Raw genomic sequence first — 21,029 nt, 5'->3', positions numbered from 1 at the left:
GGTGATGTTTTTGGTGTACAAAATTAATTATATTTTCCGAATGGAGGTTCTTCTATCTGAAAATTGAAGACCTATGATCAATGCTGTTAAAAATGCACAAACTATACTGAAATAAACCATATTAAAAATAAAAGATATGATGACAAGAGCTTTAGAAAATCCGGTTTTATCAAATTTCGAAAACCTAAATAATCTTATGTAAAAAAATAAAAATAAAATTACACCTAATAACCCACTTCTTGCTATCACATTGTTTATCATAATATTGGGAACACTATCTATTCCTCCTCGTTCTGCAAAAGTACTATATTCAGGCAAGGAACCCACATATGTACTTGCAGGTATGCTTATGAGGTTGGGACCTGTTCCTGTAATTGCATAAATAGGATTTTCATAAAGAAAAACCAAACCTAAACGATCAAATATATCGAAACGACTAAAAAATTGCGGCTCATTTGGGACAACTTTCGCATCGCCCCCCATAATCGCTTTTTCAATCTTATACTGTGTATTTTCTTGAAAAAATGGATTACTGCTAACCAATACATAGGAAAGAGGTGCTAAAAGAAATAGAAAAGCTACATATACAGGTTTTATCTTATTGAAAAACACTGCAGCGTTTAGAAGTAAAAATAGAATAAATGAAGAAGCAGATAGACTTATCAAAACTCCAATTACATTTACAACCATAAAAACAACTAATTTCTTATCTTTTCCCCGAGTAAGGTAGTATAACAATAGAATAGCATATGCCAATGCTGAGTTTCGTCCAAACATTTTTGGTTCTCCATTCAGTCCCAAGAACCTGTTTGAAAGTTCAGGTACCATATAAAAAAAACTTGCTTTGAAGCTATAACCAATTAGGTAGTCTGCAAAACCAACTGCAGAACTAATTACAGAAGCATAACCTATAGAATAAACTATAAATTTCAAATCAATTTTTTTGGTTATAAAACACCAAACTATATAATAGGAAAATATAAGTTCATTAAGCAACCTAAACAGCGTTACAACTGTTCTTCCGCTTGCTTGTTGCGTCCACATTCTATAATCCGAATTAAAGGTTTCCCATGGAAAGAGAAAACCAAATATATAGCCTAATAAAATAAGGTAAAAGAATTCTAACCACAATGGTCTGTAAAGATGATTAATTTTTCTGAACAAATAGCTGTTTTTTATCACAATGGGAAGCATCAAAAACCCTATACAATTTGCCAAAAGAAGACTTGGTCCTAAATTAACGCGAAAATTATCAGCAAAAATAGAAAGTACGCATATAAATACTAATGTCTTATGTCTTTGCTTCAAAAGAGCATTGGCAATAATTATAAAAACAATAAATGTAACTATACTACCCACTATAGATTTTTGATTGTGTTATAAATAATTTCTCCATTTGAATTATAATCAAATAATTCATGACATGTTTCATATGCTTGTTTTGAAATTTCTTTTGTCATTTCAGGATTTCTTATGGCAAACAAAATTCCCTGATACATACTCTCCACATCGGAAGGCTCACACAATATACAATTTTTCTTATCCTGAAAATATTCTTGTACATCACCAACCTTGGTAATAAGAATAGGCTTTGCACAAGCGGCATATTCGGCTAATTTAGTCGGAAGTCCAGCTTGCGCAAATAAATCGTTTGTTTGTGAAATAACTAATAAATCTGAAGCATATAAAATATTTTTGACAGTTTTGGTATCAACCCAGCCAGGTAAAATTATATGTTCTTCAATTCCCAGCTCTTTCGAGATCACATATACATCATCTTTGTTGGGGGTGATGTCGTCATAATTTCCTGCTATAAGTAACTTAGCATTTAGCCCCTCGTCAATAATTTTTTTAAATGCTTGCATTAGGAATTTCACCCCTTGATGTGTCCATAAACCTCCCACATAGCTTATTAAAAAAGACCCTTTAATTTTTTCTAACAGAGGAATGTTTTTATTTACATCTGTTTTGTCATGAAAATAATCACTATCAACTAATATAGGTATCTTTAAAACTTTCTGATTAGGATTATTTTTAAGAAGAATACTTTTTAAATAATCAGATATTGTGATTACTAAATCGGAACTACTGGGTAAGTGTTTCTCTGTCCATTTCGATATGGAAGACTTAATTGTAAATTTCTCACTATGGCTATGTAAGTCACAGACTTCGGTGATAATTTTTATGTTTTTATTTTTTAGGATCCAGTTAAAAAACACACTATCTGCTTGAGTATTATACAAGATTATTGCCTCTGTCTTATTTTTTTTTACGTAATTAAGTAAATCTTTCCAATAAAAAAATCTATTAATAAGTTTTGATTTATTGAGACTGCTTTTTCCTAAATATTTTATTGTGAAATCTTCTTTATGAGTATCAACAGAAGCCTTTAAGTGGTAATGTGGGATAACCAATGTAACATTTGCTCCAGCATTTTTTAAGCCTCTTACAATATCACGGACTCTTCGGTCAGCAGCACTAAATCCCCTTTTAGCTGGAAATGGACTTGTATATACGAATACTATATTCATAATAAATATTTATGAAAATTTATTTCTTAAAATTAAATAAGCAGGATAAACTTTAAATTTTAGCCATCCAATAGCTGCAGTTGGAAGCAAATAATGTAAGTTTCTAATTGCCGGATTATTATAACTGAAATTACCTAAGTTCATTAAATAATAATAGAAAGCATTTATCCAGTTTTTCAAATTAGGTTGAATTTTAAATTCATCAGCAGCTATTATAAATTTGATAAATAGCATATCTTTTTTATCAAAATATTGTTGATAAAGATCACGGACTGCAATGTATGTAGATTGATGTCCCTTCCATTTCTTCGTATCAGCTTTTGCCGAAGTAACACCTACATTTAGCCGATAAACGCCTCCGTTTACATTTATATAATGAATACTTTGAGAATTAAGAACTTCTTCAAAACCTTTAAAAAAATCCGCACTATATCCTACTTCAGCATTTTGGTCCAAATAGTCTTGTTCGGAAATAGTGGCATTTAATAATCCTTTACTGAGTCCAACACTTCTATAACTCAATCCATAACGAAGTCTTGTTTTAATTGGATTTATATGACGTTCTACATAATTATTCCACACTGTCCGGCTTCCATCAGGATAGAGATGAACTGAATTTGTGACAATTATAAATCTATCATTTTCCCCATCTAAACCTTCTTGTTTTATCTTTTCATTAACCGCCTTTATAGTATCCGGTTCCAACAAATCATCACCAGAACAGTATGATACAACATTTCCTGTATAAAGTGTTCTGATTTTCTTCATGTTGGGAAATAATCCAAGATTTACCTCATTACGGTAAGCCTTTATTAGGTCAGGATATTGTAATTGGTATTTTTTGATAATGTCCCAGTTGGAATCTGGTGAACAATCATCCAAAATTATGATTTCATAGGGTAGTTCAGTTTGGTTCAATATAGACAAAATAGTTTCTTCTATATAATCTTCTTGATTGTATGTTACTATTAAAACCGAATGTTTTATCATAATTGATTTTTATTTTAAATTATTGAGAAAATACCTAAACTATTTTCTCATTTTTAGAATTTTAGCAGGATTACCTACAACTATTGCATAGTCCGGGACATCTTTGGTTACTACTGATCCTGCTCCAACAACTGCACTTTTTCCAATTTTAATTCCAGGTAGAATTATTGCACCTGTCCCAATCCAAACATCATCTTCAAGTATCACTGGTTTGGACACAATTGGTGCATAACGAATTGAATCTTCAGTATACTCATGCGTTAAACTTGTAATACTTACATGTGAAGCGATCAATACATCATTTCCAATGTTTACACCTCCACTACCCCAAATATGTACAAATGAGTTAATTGAACAATTATTACCAATTGAGATATTTTCTTGTCCATGTATTTTAACAGGAAAGTCAATATAGTTATTGTTACCGAATTGTTTAAAAGGAATTTTGTAAACTTTAATATATAATCTATTTATTCTATTTTTAATAGAAATCCTGGCTTTAACTAACACATTAAGATACTTATTCATTTTTAACTAATTATTTATTAATCAATTAATACTATTATAACTGCTTACATTAATTACTTATTCCAAATACCATAAGCTTTTTCACTAACTATCTTTTTTGTTTGTAATGCAATAAAAAATAAGGTTACAAATAATAAAATGTTCGTGGATAATATTACGCCATCTAAACCTATATTAAGTGTTCTTGCTAAAAAAATTGATAATGGTATATAAATAATACACTGAGCAATGGTACACATAAATAGAATTGATATCTTTCCCGTCCCTGACAGATAATAAATAAATATTGATAAACCTGTATTTATAATTATAAATATACAAAACTGTAATGCTAGTGATGTTGATACAACAACATCAGGAGTCCAAACTTTAAAAATATATGGTGATAAAACCCATAAAACGATAATTCCGAAGGAAAAAATAAGCCATATAAGAATTAAATTACGGATTGACTTTCTTATCCATGTCATATCTTTTTTTGTATTTGCTTCTGTAAATGCGGACCAAAAAGGAGTGATAATTATTGAAAAAACTACCTGTGCTGAAGAAAATAGTCGAAAAGCAACACTATATGGAGTAACATCAGAAGGGCTAAACAACTGTGTTACAATTATGTTTCCCATCCCATACATAAAAATGGCTCCTGCTTGGATTACAAAAAACTTTAAGCCAAGCCCCATTAAGTTCTTAACTAACTCCTTTTGAGGAATGGTGAATAATTTAGGTTTGTAGATTTTTAGGTTTCCCGAAAAAGAATAGATTGATATAATAACAAAAATCACTATAGGAGCTAACATAAATGCGACAGCTATAGAAAGAAGTGAATTAAGATTTGCTATTTTCAAAATATAAATAAAAATAAGTGCTAATAAATTGCCTAAAAAAATAAGCAAGTTACTAAAGGTTGTTTTCTGCAATGACAAAAATATAATTGAGATATTTTTTGTGTAAAGCTGAAGACAAAAAAGCATAAAAACTACCCAGACAACCAGATTCATATTTTCATCAAAATCTGAGGGTAAGTTTAGAATTACCTTCCAATTCAAAAATATACTAGTAACAGAGAAAATTAAAAAAAAAATCGCTGTGACAATAAGCATAGATGAATAAAGAGTTTGCACATACTCTTTTGCTAAAATTTTGTCATTTAATGCAACCGCTTCCGCAAATTTATTTCTAAAGCCATTTCCAATACCAATATCCATTAGATTAAACCAAGATACTATTGAAAAAATTGTCATCCAGACACCATATTTTTCCTGATTAAGCAGATTGATTGTAAGTGGAACTAATGCCAAAGAAACAAATAACCCTAATCCTTTAATAAGAAAAGAACCAATAATATTCTTTTTAATAACACTTGTTCTATCAGAGGTTTTTGAGAATATATTTAAAGGCTGAAGTTTCATACTTTAAAGGATTTAATAATATCCGTGATTATCTCAATCATTTCAAATGTCATCCCAGGCCATATAGGCAAACTCAGACAACTGTCAGCCATTTCTTCCGCAATCGGAAAATCACCCTTTTTAAGCCCTAAATTCTGATAAGCTTTCTGCAAATGTGGAGGAATTGGATAGTGAATCAGAGACCCCACTCCATTTTCTGCCAAATGCTTTTGTAATTCATCTCTTCTATTGGTTCGAATTACATATAAATGATAAGAATGGGTTGCATTTTGAGCAACTTTTGGAAGAATTAAATCTGAGAAATCTTTCATAGCTTCGTTATACCATCCAGCAATTTCTTGTCTTTGTTTTGTCCACTCATTCAAGTAACGAAGTTTAATTGATAAAAAACCAGCTTGACACTCATCTAGACGCATATTGAATCCGATTACTTCATTATAATATTTTTTTTCAGATCCGTAATTTCTAAGTACTGCTGCTTTTTGGGCTAATTCTTTGTTGTTGGTAGTAATTGCTCCTGCATCTCCCAAAGCTCCCAAATTCTTCCCTGGATAAAAACTCGTTCCATTGATGTCTCCCCAGCTTCCGGTTAACTTCCCATTGTAGGAAGCTCCTTGAGATTGTGCATTGTCTTCAATTACAAATAATCCGTTCCTGTCAGCAATTTTCATAATTGATTCCATCTCACAAGCCTGACCGTACAGGTGTACAGGCATGATTGCTTTGGTTTTAGAGGTAATAGAATTTTCTATTTTTGTAGAATCTAAATTATAAGTATCAATATCAGGCTCTACAAAAACCGGCGTAGCTCCTACATAAGAAACGGCTAAAGCAGTTGCAATATAAGTATTAGAAGGAATGATAACTTCATCTCCTTTTCCAATACCTAAAGTTTTGAGTGCAATATGCAATGCATCTAAGCCATTGCTTACTCCTATTACATGATCAACTTGATTAAATCTTGCATATTCCTGTTCAAAATTCTTTACCTTTTCACCAAGAACATACCACCCACTATCAAAAAATGATTCAAAAGACTCAAGGATTTCTGCTTTAATGGTTTTGTTAGTTTCTTCAAAAGATAAAAACGGAAGGTTTTTCATTTTATTTGTTTTATTTGTTTTGCAGGGTTACCAACCCATAAAGTATTTGCAGGCACATTGTTAATTACTACAGATCCAGCACCAATCATTGCATTTTCACCGATAATCAGCCCAGGTAATATAGTAGCATTTGCGCCTATAGAAGCTCCACGTTTTACAATCGTTTTGAGACACACCCAATCCTTTTGTTTTGATCGGGGCATTAAATCATTTGTGAATGTTACATTTGGACCTATAAAAACATTATCTTCCAAAGTAATCCCATCCCAAATTTGAACACCCGGTTTTATTGTTACATTATTTCCAATTTTCACATCATTTTCAATAAAAACCTGGCAGTTAATATTGCAGTTATCACCAATTACGGCATTTTTTAAAACAACACAATATTGCCATATCATTGTATCTTCACCAATATTTTCGCTTTGAACATCAGATAAAGGATGTATTTTAGCCATTCTTTCTATGATTTAAAAATTCATTATAATCTCTTATATAATCCATCTCTGTATATTCCATAGATGCTAATACCAAACATATACTTCCACTGGAGAAACCTTTCATTTCGCGCCATATTCCTGGTTTAATATGCAATGCTTTATTAGGATGGTTTAGAAAAAATTCTTTTTTTTTCGTTCCATCGTCTAATACAAATGTAAAAGAGCCACTGGCTGCAACAACATATTGCTGTAGCTCATAATGAGAATGACCACCACGTTCAGCATCCATTGGCACATCATATAAATAATATACTCTTCGGATATCAAATGGAATATTCATTTGATTTTCAAGTACAGTAATGTTGCCACTTTCGTTATGTACGATCGGTAATTCTACAATTTTGCAATCATCAACATTAAATACCATTTTTTAAAATTTTAAATTCTTCAAAATTTCTGATATAATCTGTTTCATTATAAGATTTATCAGAAACTATCAGCGCAAGTGAGTTAGTTGAAAAGTTTTCTAAACTTCTCCAATACATATTTGGTATATATAAACCATTATAAGAACGATTTAAAGAGAATTTATCTTCTTTCTCCCCATCATGCAAAATAACATCAAAACTTCCTGATAATGCAATAATAAACTCTTGCTGTTCTTTAAATGCATGTCCTCCTCTTATTTCACCACCAGGAACATCATAGATCCAATATGTACGAACAATTTCAAATGATAATTGATTTGGGTATTCAAAAAAAGATAAATTACCACGTTTGTCTAAAATCTTGGGAAGATTAATTATTTTCGGCTTCATATAATTATAGATCTACCTGTAAAAACTAACTAAATTGATACAAGATTAATATTTTTTAAAGTCTTTTATTTACATTTTCTTTTAAAAGAGCTCCTTTAACATCATATAAAACACCATTCTCATTTAAATACAGAGACCAATCAATATCTAGAAACTCTTGATGTGCTACCGTTAAAATTATAGCATCAAAATGAGACTTTTTAACTTCATCTCCCAAAACTGATAGAAAATTTATGTTATATTCATGCTTAACTTCCTCGTAATTTGCCCAAGGATCATAAGTAAGCACTTCAACTCCATATTCTTCAAGTGCTTCTATAACATCTACAGCCTTTGTATTACGAACATCTGGACAGTTTTCTTTAAAAGTTATACCTAGATTAAGAACTTTTGCCCCCTTAACCTTAATTTCGTTTTTAATCATTAATTTAACGACCTGAGAGGCAACAAAAGATCCCATAGAATCATTTAATCTGCGAGCTGCTAAAATAAGTTCTGAATAGTAACCTACTTCCTGAGCTTTTTGGGCAAGATAAAACGGATCAACTCCTATACAATGACCACCTACTAAACCTGGTTTAAACTTAAGAAAATTCCATTTTGTTCCTGCCGCTTCCAAAACATCGTGTGTGTCAATATTCATCAATGAAAATATTTTTGCCAATTCATTAATAAAAGCAATATTAATGTCGCGTTGTGAATTCTCAATGACTTTTGAAGCCTCAGCTACTTTAATTGTGGGAGCTAAATGAGTACCTGCGGTTATTATTGAACGGTACAGCTCATCTACAACCTGACCTATTTCGGGTGTAGAACCTGAAGTTACTTTCAATATTTTATCAACTGTGTGTTCTTTATCTCCCGGATTTATACGTTCAGGAGAATAGCCTACAAAAAAATCTACATTAAACTTTAACCCGGAAACTTTTTCCAGCACCGGAACACATTCTTCCTCTGTAACTCCCGGATAAACTGTAGATTCATAGATTACGATGTCGTTTTGCTTTAATACCTTACCTACCGTTTCACTCGATTTATGCAAAGGTGTCAGATCCGGACGGTTATTTCTGTCAACCGGTGTAGGAACGGTTACAATATAAATATTTGCTTCTTTTATATCTTCCAGATTTTCAGAACAGTACAATCCAATATTAGCATTGTTCTTTATCGGATTTTCATTTACAATAACTTGTTGCAGGATATCGTCTTCCACTTCTAATGTAGAATCTACCCCTAGTTTTAATTCTTCTATTCTTTTATTATTTATATCAAACCCCACTACCGGGTATTTTGTGGCAAATAACCTTGCTAATGGCAAACCTACGTATCCTAATCCGATAACCACGATTTTCTGTTTTTTATCCATATTATAATTTGAATTACATTAGGCTCAGTATATGCCTTGAATGATATAAAGTTATTTTCTTAAAATACTCCTATTTGAATATTTTTTCCCACCACGATTTTTGATGATCTGCTCCATAGCCATAGCCATATTTGTAACCATAACCATATCCACTGTTCATTTTGCTTACATCATTCAGCACCAAACCTACATTATTAATTTTCTTATCTTTTATCTGCTTGTTGATGAAACTCATCAATTCCTTTTCTGTATAACCCGATCTTGTAACATACACCGTAACATCAGCAACATCTGAAATAAGAAATGAATCTGTCACCAGCATTAATGGCGCCGTATCTAAAATTATATAATCATATAAAGGCTTTAAACTTTCAATCAATTCCTGATACCTTCCATTCGATAATAATTCGGTAGGATTTGGTGTAATCGCACCCGAATAAATCACATCGCAATGTGGATTAAACGAAGTTGGATGAATGATTTCTGATAAACCCATCTCGTCATCATACATGAATTCCGACAGACCCACCAAACCTCTTCTACCTTCGTTATACCTTTGTAACTGAGGATTACGTATATCAGAGCCAATAATCACTACTTTTTTTCGCGGGGTAGCCAGAGTCAATGCCAGGTTTACAGAAGTAAAAGTTTTCCCTTCACCCTTGACTGTAGAAGTTACAAAGATGACGTTGCCTTTCTTATTTTTAGGCAACATAAAATTTATGTTGGTAATTAAAATTCTGAATGATTCCGCTAAAGGAGATAAATCATTCAGCTGTACGATTTCAGGATCGCCTTTTTCCAATGAGGGAAGTTCTCCAAGAACTGCAGCACCCTCAAGAAGTTTTTCAAGGTCCTGCTTTGTTTTAATTTTATTGTTGAATAACTCCAAAAGGTAAATGATGGCAAAAGGAATTAACAAACCAACAATTAAAGCTCCCAGATAAATAATCATTTTCTTCGGAGAAACAGGAGCCGGGTTTGTCAATGCATCATCCACAATTCTTGCTTTAGGAGCTGCTATAGCTAATGAAATTGCAGCTTCTTCCCTTTTTTGCAGTAATAGCAAATAAAGCTGCTCCTTTATATTCTGTTGTCTTTCAATGCTTCTGAACATTTTCTCCTGCACAGGAATTTTTGAGATTCTTCCGGACAATCTGTTTTGTTCACCAAGAATTGTATTTTTTGAAATTTGTAACGCTGATCTGCTTTTCTGTAAACTTTGAATGACAGAACTCCGCATGCTGTTAATCTGATTGCTAATATTCTGAACAACAGGGTTTACCGTGGAAGAATTCTCAAGCAATCTGTTTCTATCGATCACCAATTGATTATACGTGGCAATATTAGAAACAATCCCAGGGTCCGAAAGCCCCACATTAAGCGGCAAAACCTGATACGCTCCCTGCTTGCTGACAGAACTCAGCAAACCATTCACCAGCTCAAGTTGTGACTCGGTTTCCAATTGCTTTTGGCGGCTGCTCATTGCAGTTTCCAAAGATAATTCTGCTTCAGTCTGAATATCCGCTATGTTATTTCGAAGCTTAAAATCTTCCTTTTGCGACTCCACCGTTCCAAGCTCCTTGCTGATGAGATTAATCCTTTCATCTATGAAACTGGCCGTTTTTTGAGCTTCTGAATTTTTATCCAAAATAGCTTCCCGGTTATAATTTACCGCTAACCCGTTAATAATATCTACTGCTTTTTCAGGAACGGGATCATTCATTGATATTTTGAGTACAGTCGCTTCTTTCTGTACCAGGCTTACATTGAGTTTAGTCAGATAATATCTGGCTCTGTTCATCCCGGACATAAACTGCAATCTAAAGTCTCCTTTACCTGAACTTTTGGTTCTATACGCAGCGTTTTTCTGAAACATAATCACACCAAACGGCATCGTCACAGATTTATTAAACTCAGTCTGTATGCTATTGCGAAAATCTTCAGATTCAATGACAATTTTGTTGCCACTTATCTTAGCCATAACTTCTTTATTCGGATATCTGGCTTTTTTGTTCTCACTGATTATTCTTACAAGAAACGGAGAAGTTTCTTTGTATAATTCTGTTTCTTTTATTTTTCCTTTAGCATAAATATTGGTTTCCAATGCTTTTTCTCTTACGACAGAAAGCATTAGTTTTTTAGATTTTAAGATCTCTATTTCATTATCCACAGAGTTGGTGCCCATTCCTCCGATACCGCTCAGTTCGGATATTACAGACATATCCGGCTGACCTGCGGAAGATTTTTTAACTTCTTTGATTAATAATGTTGATTCTGTACTATATACAGGAATACTGTATCTTAAAAAGAACCATGCTGCAATAAGTGTAATAATTGCACCTATTACAAACCAATACCAACGATTGATATAAGGCTTTAGAATTTCTCTGATGTTCAAAGACTCTTCCTGAGCCTCGTTATGAATCTGTGTCTGATTATAATCCAAAATAAAGAAGTATTCGTGAGATTAATTTTTTGTAAGGGCTAAAACTCCAATGACCAAAGAAGCAATAACTGATGCAACGGATATGTACAATCCTGTATTAGGATCTATTCTTGAAGCTTTTTCTCTGTTGGCATTAGGCTGTACATAAATCATATCATTCTGTTTAAGATAATAATAAGGAGAATTGATAAACTGTGCGCTCGTTAAATCTATTCTTTCTTTGGTAATCTGTCCATCAATATTTCTTACCACCAATACGTTGGTTCTAACGCCAAATACGGTAAGATCTCCTGCTAATCCCAAAGCTCCTAATAATGTAGAACCTCCATCCGGCATAACATACGTACCCGGTCTCGCAACTTCTCCCAAAACAGAAACTTTGAAATTGATCAACTTGATTTCCACCACAGGATTTTTAACGTACTCTGAGATAAGATTTGTCAATTTCACTCTCATGGTCTCAACATCCTCATTCTTTGCACTTACCACGCCAATTTGCGGAAACGTGATATTACTATCCGTATCTACAATATAAGTAGCTCCGGAAACCGGCAGCTGCTGAGGCAGACTGTTAGAACTTGGATTAGAATACTGTGTAATTGTTGAACTTGACGAATAGTTCTGATTAAACGGCTGCACCACATCCATGTCCTTCGCCGTCACACTAATAATTAATTTATCACCCGGCTGTAATGTGCTTCTGCTGTTTTTAATAGAGTTTTCCAATGCAATATTATCAATATCCTGCATGTAATTGATTTCCTGTCTTGGTGCACAAGAAAATACTGCTAAACTGAGAAAACTGTAAATAAAATATTTTTTTAAGGTCATTTCTGATAATTTTTTCACAAAAATAGGATTATTTTTTTTTAAAATAAAGATTGTCTTTGACTATAAATCAAAAACTGTGTTACTCCTCATTAAGACAGTTGGTTATTGAATAACATTAAAGTCTAAGTCATCAGCGACTTCTTTTTTATCCAAAACTTCAAATTCAGAATTATTGCTGATATATTCTGGCACTATTGTCTTTAAAAGCATGACAACCTGCAACTTATCTTTCTTAACTGCTGATTTTATAATTTGTCTACATAAAAAATCGATTTCGTTAAATTCTACATTCGGATCTTTGGAAATCATGATTTTTTCATGATGAGTGGGAACAGTAGTTGCATCATTGCTCAATAATTCCTCATACAACTTCTCACCGGGACGCAATCCAATGAATTTAATTTTAATATCTACATCCGGAGTAAATCCTGATAATTTGATCATTCTGTTGGCTAAATCTAATATCTTCACTGGCTCTCCCATGTCAAAGACGTAGATTTCCCCTCCATCACCCATTGTTCCTGCCTGAAGAACCAATTCGCAAGCTTCAGGAATTGTCATAAAGTATCTGATAATGTCAGGATGCGTGATTGTAACCGGACCCCCTTTTTCAATCTGTTTTTTAAAATGAGGAATTACCGAACCGTTAGAACCTAACACATTACCAAAACGAGTTGTAATGAATTTTGTTGTGTTGCTCTCCGAATTCTGCAAGGATTGTACAAAAAGCTCAGCCGTTCTCTTAGAAGCTCCCATTACATTTGTCGGATTTACCGCTTTATCTGTAGATACCATCACAAAACGGTTTACCTTGTATTTTTTTGAGAGCAATGCCACATTCTTTGTACCCAATACATTGACAAAAATAGCTTCATGAGGATTTTCTTCGATAAGTGGCACATGCTTGTATGCTGCAGCATGATAAACCATAGAAAACTGATAAGATTCAAAAATTTTTTCGAGTCTGTAAAAGTTAGAAATATCAGCTAAAACAAATTTAAATTTTTGCTCCGGAAATTTCTCAAGCAATTCGAGTTCCAATTCATACAAAGGAGATTCTGCCTGATCAAGCACAACAATAAGAGAAGGCTTAAACTGAGCAACCTGGCGGACGATTTCACTACCAATAGAACCCGCTCCTCCCGTCACCAAAACATTTTTATCAAAATGCCTTCTTGTCACCCCTTCATTTTCAATCTTAATAGGTCTGCGGTTTAATAAATCTTCGATCTGAAGCTGACGAATTCCCCCCACCAGATCAGAGTCACGCATCTTACTTACTGTAGGGGCTTTTAAGACCTTAAGATCGTTATCCAAAGCAAGCGTCATCCATTCTTCAAGTTCCCGCTTTGTCATGATTTCTTTGATAATTAAAACAGCATCAAACTGACTGAAAATATTTTTATTTTTAAAAAAATAATCTATATTATAAATTTTATGCCCTAACAAAACTGCTTTATTTGAATCTGATCTTTTGGTAAGAAAACCAGCCAAGCGATACGGGTAATTCGGATTATGCAAAATTGCTCTTGCCAAAGAGACAGAAGCATCTCCCACTCCAACGACTGCAACTCTCGTTTTTGATGATGATCCTTTAATATCAATCAAAACATTAAAAAACTGCTTAATGATCATTCTGAAAAAGAACATCAGTGATACAGAGATGAAAAAATAAAGATAAAGTGTAGGGTATAAATACAGTGGTTTACCTAATATTATCTCGATAAAAAAGTTTATAGAAATCAGTGTAACTAAAGAACTTCCAGAGGCAAGAATAATTTTAAAAAAATCAAAGAAAGTAGAATGTCGTATAATCCCTGCATAAGTTTTAAAAACAAACATAAACAATAGATTTACCGTAATAATAAGCAATCTTTTTTCCAGACGATGGTTAGGAAAATTTACCTGTACACCTAATTTTCTCAAAAAAACATATGACAGAAATATTGACATCAAAATAATAGAAACATCAATGATAATGACAATCCAGCGTGGTATATACCTCAACTCCGTGAGTTTTAAAATATTATCCCCTTTGTACAAAGCAGCAAAAGCATTATTGAGCTTTTTCATTCTCCATTTTTGGTGTTTCAATTATTCGGCAAATATAATCATATTAATCTAAAAAAACATCAATATTATTCCTAATAAATATTGTTTATACTTATTTAAAAATCAATACTTTAACATTATAGAATGTAAATTAATATTTATATAAGTAAATTTTTTTCGATTCTACCTTTCTAAACGATACTTTCAACTTCATCTTAGAACAAATATTCTCAAATAAAAACGAATGCTTAATATCATTAAAAACTAAATGAAGTTTTTCTATACAGACTTAGAAAAAACATTCTCTGTTTTTTAGAAAAGTCAAAACTTTACGCAATTATAATATTTTTTATTTTCAGCATAATTATAACTTATTAAATACCAATAAAGTATAACTAAAGTTACGTTAATAGCCCCGCCCACTATTTTATCACACCCTTTATAAACCAAAACGTCATATCTTTTAAATTTTCTCAAACTGAAAATTTGAGAACGAGCTTAGACCGTGAATATTTTAAAGATTATTTTTCATAAAATATATAAATACCAAAAAAAACTCCTGAGATAAAATACCTCAGGAGCTATATTGTGATCTTTCTTTTTACGCCGTTTTCTTTTTGTCAGCATAAAAACACACCAGTGTTGCAGCTATAATGAGAAGAACAGGAACATACTGATCGATTGGCGCAGGATTTGGATCTCCGGGACCTGCCGGAGCATCTCCTTCTGCCATTGTTTCTGCTGATGGCTCATCGTAAATAAACGGATTGTCTGACTGATTTGCAAATGCAAGACCCGAAATAACCAGCGAGCACATTATTATTATTTTTTTCATTATTTAAAATCTATTATTTTACTACTTTTTTAGAATATTCTTTTCCTGCTGATTTTGCCTTGATGATATACACCCCTCTTGAATCTAATTTAATACGAACCAATTTAGAGTTGCTGTCAAAATCCTGTACTTTTCTACCTGCAGCATCGAATATTTCAATGTTTTCAATATTTTTATTATTTCTTACGAAGAAATATTCACCGTCTCTGTATACTTCAAAAGCATCCTTCTCTACTTCTGCTGTCGCCAACACATTTAGCTTATAAACAATTTCGAATCTATTAGTAAATTCTCCTGCATTAGCTGTAAATGAATATACTTGTGTTTGAAGATTTGTATATGTTCCTGTTGATTTATCATGAAGATAAATTGCCTGTCCGTTTGTAAATAAACCTTCTTTATGAGATAAAGAAACTGTGAAATTTCCATTTTCAAAATGTTTAGCACCCAATGGAACTACATCATTGATGCTAAACGGAGCTCTTCCCTGAATAATTACTTTCTCAGCACCTGCCAATGAGTAGAATGCATCTGAACCTACACCCATAGCTTTTGAATCATATACATCATAAGCATTTGAAGCATTTTGACTATAAGTAACAGCCTGTGTAACTGTATTTCCGTAAGAAGTTGTCAGTTTAATCCAGAATTTACCTGCGTTTGGATCTACATTCTTGTTTAATGTAACACCAGCAGTAGAAGCACGCATTGCATTTGTAAACGAAACCTGACCTGCATCAAGAGCCCTTACAATAAAGCCCTGGCCAATTTTTGCTATACTTCCTAATCCATTAAGAGTGGCTGAGTTATAAGACTGTGTGCCTGGAGCCTCAGCCCATGTTCCTGATGCAGCATTGATGGTTGCGTATCCAACATTGGTTGCTGTACTTCCGGTTTGTGTTGTCACATTTCCTGTGGTATTATCCCAGAACCATAGTGTAGATTCTATTCCGGCAGTATTTGCATTATAGAAAGCCGTAAGATCTAAATTTGACGGATAAGGATTTCCTATTAAATTAAAGTTATTTAAACCTCCTGGAGTTCCCGCTAATGAAACATTTACGATTCCATTGTTTGGTGTTTTATTTGTTCCTCCAAAAAGCACTCCTGCATTTGCCTGAGGAACTTTTACCGAATATCCTTTTCCTGAATTAGCGACAAAGTTGCTATCAGTATTTGTTACAAGATCATAAAAATTTGATGTTGTGTTATATGTCATTACATACGTTGGAGACAATGCTGAAGAACCTGAAGAGTAAGCTGTAAAGATGTTTTGATCTACAACCGGTGATGACCAGAATACATATTTATTTACAGCACTTGCACTGTTTCTATTTGTTATAAATGAAGATCCAGTTCCAGCTGTGTAAGTACTACCAACTGTCTGAATGAAGTTACCTCCGTCATTTACGATAATATTACCGTTGTTGGTTGTGTTTCCCGTAGTGAAAGTTTCTCCGGAGTTTACCGTAAGTGTATTGTTTGCATTTACTGTGATTGACTGTGCAGTAAATCCTATTCCTGTATAAGGACCGTTTATTACAACCGGCTGCGTAGCAACGGGAGTGCCATCTGACCATACTGAACCGTTCCATGTATTTGCAGAATAAGAAGTAATATAAATATCATCAATATTCAATCTACCTCCAGATGTAGTTTTCTCAATTCTCAGTCTTACATTTCCACCTAAATTAACAGTAATTTCTTCTGTTGTCAAAGCAGTAGAGGTGGTGTTTATTGTAGAACTTGTAAAAGCCGTCCATGTAGCTCCACCATCCGTTGATGCTTTTAAAACCCAAGAATTATTGGCGTCTGTACCATATTTTGCATGACTTACCGTTACTTTACCCACTCCTGAGGTAATATCAAAATTGGTTTGTAAGAAACCTGTATTCTGAATTCTTACGGATTGAGAACCATTTTTTCTATCACTTGCAGAAGTACCCAATAATGCATTATCCAAGTTCCATGAACCCGCCGTAGATGTTACATTCCCTGCTGCATAGCCAGTCTTTGTCCCTAATTCGAAGTCTTCCCAAGGTGTAACCGGCACAGCCGTTACCGTTACTGTAAAAGTTGCACTGTATGCATTGTAATTTGAATCTCCTATATTCGCTGCCGTAATTGTTGCAGAACCTATCCCTGGGAAACTTAGCGTATTTCCAGAAACAGAAGCAACTGAAGCATCGCTGCTTGAATAATTAATTAAGATACCTTGCGCCGTAGTGGCAGGAAGCGTTGTATTCGGATCATTCACAACAGCCGTAACATTATTTAAAACAACAGTCTGATTACCTTTTGCAATCGTCAGCGTAATCGTTGCCGCCGCTGAAGTACCGGCAGTGTTTGTAGCCGTCACATCAGCAGTAAAGGTTCCTGCAACTGTTGGTGTGCCGGTAATTGCGCCTGTTATTGTATTTAAATTCAGACCTGCAGGCAAAGTTGTTCCATTTGCCAAAGCATAAGAAACAGGTGTCTGAGTAGCTTGTATGTTTTCTGAAAAAGCTACTCCTACGTTTCCTGTAAAGGAAGATGCCGTTACTACTGGAGTTGCCACAACATTTCCATCTACCGCAACAGTTGCAGCAGTGGCAACACCACCACCTGAAATTGTAATATTTCCGGAATAAGCTCCTAAAGCCAATCCTGATTTTAATCTTGCGTATACATTTTGGGATGTAAATGCACCGGCTGAATAAGAAATAGTCTTTGTGTCTGCAAAATCATTTCCTCCAGTAAGCGAAACTTCATAATTCGCAGGTGCAGTAACAGTAACTGCTGTATTATCTAAATTACTCCCTGAAACTGAAACCGATTGACTTGCGGAAGGACCATTACCTTCTACATAAGAAAACTCATTAAAACTACCAGCAGTTGTAATTGTTGGCAAATTACTATTCTGCTGAGTAGCATATAAAGTGAAATCATCAATTCCTACATAACCGTTACTTCCGCTTCCGCTTCCATTTGTAACAAGAAACTGAAAATCTATTGTTTGAGCTGCAGCCAATGACAATCCCGTAATTGTTACAGAATAAGCTGTAGGTGTAGTGTTTACATATGCAAAATTTGTAGCAGCTGTACCTGTTGCTGCAGTATAAAGGCTCGTTCCCGCAATCCCTGCCTGAACATATGTACCGCCGTTAATTCTGTATCTGAGATCCAACTGCGTAGGTCTTCCGCCTAATGCAAGTTGCTCTACATTCCATGTAATTACAAAACCATTAATTGTGCTGCTTGTATTATTTACCGCACGAAAAACAAAATTTGAAGAACCTGATGTTGCCTGCTTTTGTATAATTGAATAATCTGAACTCGATGTACCTGCACGACCAGCATAACAGTTATTCCCGTTCGCCGTATTTGTTGTAGGAGTAGACCCACCTGCTGTTAAAATCTGGTATGCAGCATTACTGTTATACGTTCCAGAAATTGACCAATCAGTTGGCAACGTTGCTGCTGTACCTCTGAAATTATCAAAATTCTGAGTATAAGTGTTGGCGGCACCAAAACCAGAGATTGAATGTTGCGCCCAACCCGAAACCGAGAAAAGCACCATCAAAAATGCCATAGACATCTTCAATAATTTTTGTAGTTTTAAATTCATATAATTTTAATTTCCGAGGACAAAACTATAAATTTTTCCTAAAAAATAACTGAACTTAAAATTACATAAATGTTAATTATCAATCACTTGTAAAATATTCTCATATTCAAAGCCTCTGCTTAAAAGATATTTAATAGTTTTTGATTTTTTTTGATACACCTGCAATCCTTTCTGTTTTGAAAAATGATTTTCGTACAATTTTTTGATTATCTTTAGGTAATCTTCATCATCAATTTCATCAAAACTTTTATTTATTAACTTTTCAGTGATGCCTTTTTGCTTCAGATGTATTTTAATTTTGTTTTTTCCCCATTGTTTAATGTTAAATTTTCCGCGAATATAACTTCTTGTGAATCTTTCTTCGTTCAGATAATTTTCTTTCATTAAATACAAAAGAATTTCTTCCTTCGCTTCAGGAATTAAAACAAATTCTCTCATTTTTTGTTCAACTTCTGCATGACAGCGGTCCTGATATACACAATAGTTGACCAGTTTTTGCTTGATTTCGTCAAAAGTGAAAAGTTTTTTTTCCGTTTGCATAGTTTGATGAGTATGAGTAATAAGTTGTTAAATTATCGCTTATTAAAAAGAGGTACAAAATATTTTTGCACCTCTTTTATTTATTATTTTAAAGCAGACAGCTAATTTCTATCTGCTGAAAGCATATTAGTAATTGAATAAAGCTTTTCCTTCCATCAATCCGTTTACTTTCTTTTTAACTTCAACAATGGTTTCTTCGTTTTTGATATTGTCAACCACTTCAGAAATTAATCCTGCAATCGTTTCCATATCATTTTCTTTAAGACCTCTTGTGGTAATCGCTGCAGTTCCCAATCTGATTCCGGAAGTTGTGAACGGAGATTTATCATCAAAAGGAACCATATTTTTATTACAGGTAATATCAGCTTTTACCAAAGCTTTTTCGGTTTCTTTTCCATTTACACCTTTATTTCTAAGGTCAACCAACATCAAATGATTGTCTGTACCTCCACTTACGATGTCAAAACCGTTGCTGATCATTGCTTTTGATAAAGCCTGAGCATTTGATCTCACCTGTTTTGCATATGTTAAGAATTGATCATCAATTGCCTCAGCAAATGCTACAGCTTTTGCTCCGATCACATGCTCTAAAGGACCTCCCTGAATTCCAGGGAAAACAGCTCCGTCCAAAACCTGACTCATCTGCTTGATTTCTCCTTTCGGAGTTTTGTGACCATATGTATTTTCAAAATCTTTTCCCATCATGATCATTCCACCTCTCGGACCTCTTAAAGTCTTGTGAGTTGTTGTCGTTACAACATGACAATGTTCAAATGGATTATTTAATAAACCTTTTGCAACCAAACCTGCAGGATGTGCAATATCTGCCCAAAGTGTCGCTCCGATCTCATCAGCCACTTCTCTGAATTTTGCATAATCTAAATCTCTTGAATAAGCAGAGAAACCTGCAATCAACATTTTTGGTTTTTCTCTCAATGCCACTTCTCTCATCTGATCATAATCGATCAAACCGGTTTCCTGCTGCACTCCGTAAGAAACTACATCATACTGAATTCCTGAGAAATTTACTGCGGAACCATGCGTAAGGTGACCTCCCATCGAAAGATCCATTCCCATGATTTTGTCTCCCGGCTTTAAAACTGCTAAATAAATCGCCGCGTTTGCCTGAGAACCTGAATGTGGCTGCACATTTACATAATCAACGCCGAAAAGCTGCTTTGCTCTTTCGATCGCCAAAGTTTCAACCTCATCTACCACTTCACAACCTCCGTAATATCTTTTTCCGGGATATCCTTCTGCATATTTGTTTGTAAGTACACTTCCCATCGCTTTCATTACATTTTCAGAAACAAAGTTTTCTGATGCAATAAGTTCTAATCCGTGGGATTGTCTTTCTCTTTCTTTTTCGATAAGGTCAAAAATAATGTCCATTTATTTTTAGATTTTAGATTTTGAACCCCAAAAATACGGAATTTCGTATAGATAACCTTATTCATTCTGATGATTTTTAAATTTTGGTTGAAGTGTTTTATCTAAATTTAATAAAATCTGTTGTGCATTTAGAATTTT

17 protein-coding genes are annotated in these 21,029 nt (G+C 33.7%); all 17 read right to left on the bottom strand.

Annotated features, from left to right (window positions below; all coding sequences use genetic code 11):
- Positions 1 to 27: 27 nt before the first annotated feature.
- Positions 28 to 1,359, bottom strand: coding sequence for a hypothetical protein (locus K0R77_RS16000; protein ID WP_300354608.1), 1,332 nt, complete (start codon positions 1,357 to 1,359; stop codon positions 28 to 30).
- The gene (locus K0R77_RS15995) at positions 1,359 to 2,531 is read right to left on the bottom strand and encodes a glycosyltransferase family 4 protein (RefSeq protein ID WP_300354605.1); all 1,173 of its coding nucleotides are present in this window, start codon (positions 2,529 to 2,531) and stop codon (positions 1,359 to 1,361) included. Before K0R77_RS15995 ends, K0R77_RS16000 begins: the two co-directional genes overlap by 1 nt.
- A 9-nt stretch (positions 2,532 to 2,540) precedes the next feature.
- A complete protein-coding gene (locus K0R77_RS15990) occupies positions 2,541 to 3,521 on the bottom strand; it encodes a glycosyltransferase family 2 protein (protein WP_300354601.1) in 981 nt (326 codons plus the stop codon).
- A 39-nt stretch (positions 3,522 to 3,560) separates the two neighbouring features.
- Entirely contained in the window at positions 3,561 to 4,049 is a 489-nt protein-coding gene (locus K0R77_RS15985) for a DapH/DapD/GlmU-related protein (protein ID WP_300354598.1), read from the bottom strand.
- A 53-nt stretch (positions 4,050 to 4,102) separates the two neighbouring features.
- Entirely contained in the window at positions 4,103 to 5,458 is a 1,356-nt protein-coding gene (locus K0R77_RS15980) for a hypothetical protein (RefSeq protein WP_300354595.1), read from the bottom strand.
- Positions 5,455 to 6,561: a DegT/DnrJ/EryC1/StrS aminotransferase family protein gene (locus K0R77_RS15975; RefSeq protein WP_300354592.1), complete on the bottom strand. Its 1,107-nt coding sequence runs from the start codon at positions 6,559 to 6,561 to the stop codon at positions 5,455 to 5,457. The genes K0R77_RS15980 and K0R77_RS15975 overlap by 4 nt, the downstream gene beginning before the upstream one ends.
- Complete coding sequence (locus tag K0R77_RS15970) at positions 6,558 to 7,019, bottom strand: acyltransferase (protein ID WP_300354589.1); 462 nt, start codon at positions 7,017 to 7,019, stop codon at positions 6,558 to 6,560. The genes K0R77_RS15975 and K0R77_RS15970 overlap by 4 nt, the downstream gene beginning before the upstream one ends.
- A complete protein-coding gene (locus K0R77_RS15965; RefSeq protein WP_300354586.1) occupies positions 7,012 to 7,428 on the bottom strand; it encodes an FdtA/QdtA family cupin domain-containing protein in 417 nt (138 codons plus the stop codon). Before K0R77_RS15965 ends, K0R77_RS15970 begins: the two co-directional genes overlap by 8 nt.
- Positions 7,418 to 7,819, bottom strand: a complete 402-nt coding sequence (locus K0R77_RS15960; RefSeq protein WP_300354583.1) for an FdtA/QdtA family cupin domain-containing protein — start codon at positions 7,817 to 7,819, stop codon at positions 7,418 to 7,420. The genes K0R77_RS15965 and K0R77_RS15960 overlap by 11 nt, the downstream gene beginning before the upstream one ends.
- A 55-nt stretch (positions 7,820 to 7,874) precedes the next feature.
- On the bottom strand, positions 7,875 to 9,185 hold the full coding sequence (locus tag K0R77_RS15955; protein ID WP_300354580.1) for a nucleotide sugar dehydrogenase: 1,311 nt from the start codon (positions 9,183 to 9,185) through the stop codon (positions 7,875 to 7,877).
- A 70-nt stretch (positions 9,186 to 9,255) separates the two neighbouring features.
- Positions 9,256 to 11,634: a tyrosine-protein kinase gene (locus K0R77_RS15950; RefSeq protein ID WP_300354577.1), complete on the bottom strand. Its 2,379-nt coding sequence runs from the start codon at positions 11,632 to 11,634 to the stop codon at positions 9,256 to 9,258.
- 21 nt (positions 11,635 to 11,655) lie between these two features.
- A complete protein-coding gene (locus K0R77_RS15945; protein WP_300354574.1) occupies positions 11,656 to 12,465 on the bottom strand; it encodes a polysaccharide biosynthesis/export family protein in 810 nt (269 codons plus the stop codon).
- Positions 12,466 to 12,567: 102 nt separating this feature from the next.
- The gene (locus K0R77_RS15940) at positions 12,568 to 14,538 is read right to left on the bottom strand and encodes a nucleoside-diphosphate sugar epimerase/dehydratase (protein WP_300354571.1); all 1,971 of its coding nucleotides are present in this window, start codon (positions 14,536 to 14,538) and stop codon (positions 12,568 to 12,570) included.
- 580 nt (positions 14,539 to 15,118) lie between these two features.
- On the bottom strand, positions 15,119 to 15,352 hold the full coding sequence (locus K0R77_RS15935; protein ID WP_300354568.1) for a hypothetical protein: 234 nt from the start codon (positions 15,350 to 15,352) through the stop codon (positions 15,119 to 15,121).
- Positions 15,353 to 15,365: 13 nt separating this feature from the next.
- Positions 15,366 to 18,959 (bottom strand): putative Ig domain-containing protein, encoded by a 3,594-nt coding sequence (locus tag K0R77_RS15930; protein ID WP_300354566.1) that lies wholly within the window; start codon positions 18,957 to 18,959, stop codon positions 15,366 to 15,368.
- 72 nt (positions 18,960 to 19,031) lie between these two features.
- Entirely contained in the window at positions 19,032 to 19,499 is a 468-nt protein-coding gene (locus tag K0R77_RS15925) for a regulatory protein RecX (protein WP_300354563.1), read from the bottom strand.
- Positions 19,500 to 19,625: 126 nt separating this feature from the next.
- The gene (gene glyA / locus K0R77_RS15920) at positions 19,626 to 20,891 is read right to left on the bottom strand and encodes a serine hydroxymethyltransferase (RefSeq protein ID WP_300354560.1); all 1,266 of its coding nucleotides are present in this window, start codon (positions 20,889 to 20,891) and stop codon (positions 19,626 to 19,628) included.
- Positions 20,892 to 21,029 lie beyond the last annotated feature (138 nt).

This window comes from Chryseobacterium sp. (genome assembly GCF_029240215.1).
Lineage (GTDB): Bacteria > Bacteroidota > Bacteroidia > Flavobacteriales > Weeksellaceae > Chryseobacterium.
The sequence above is the reverse complement of the archived record's forward strand: the minus strand, read 5'-3'. Positions and strand labels throughout refer to the sequence as shown.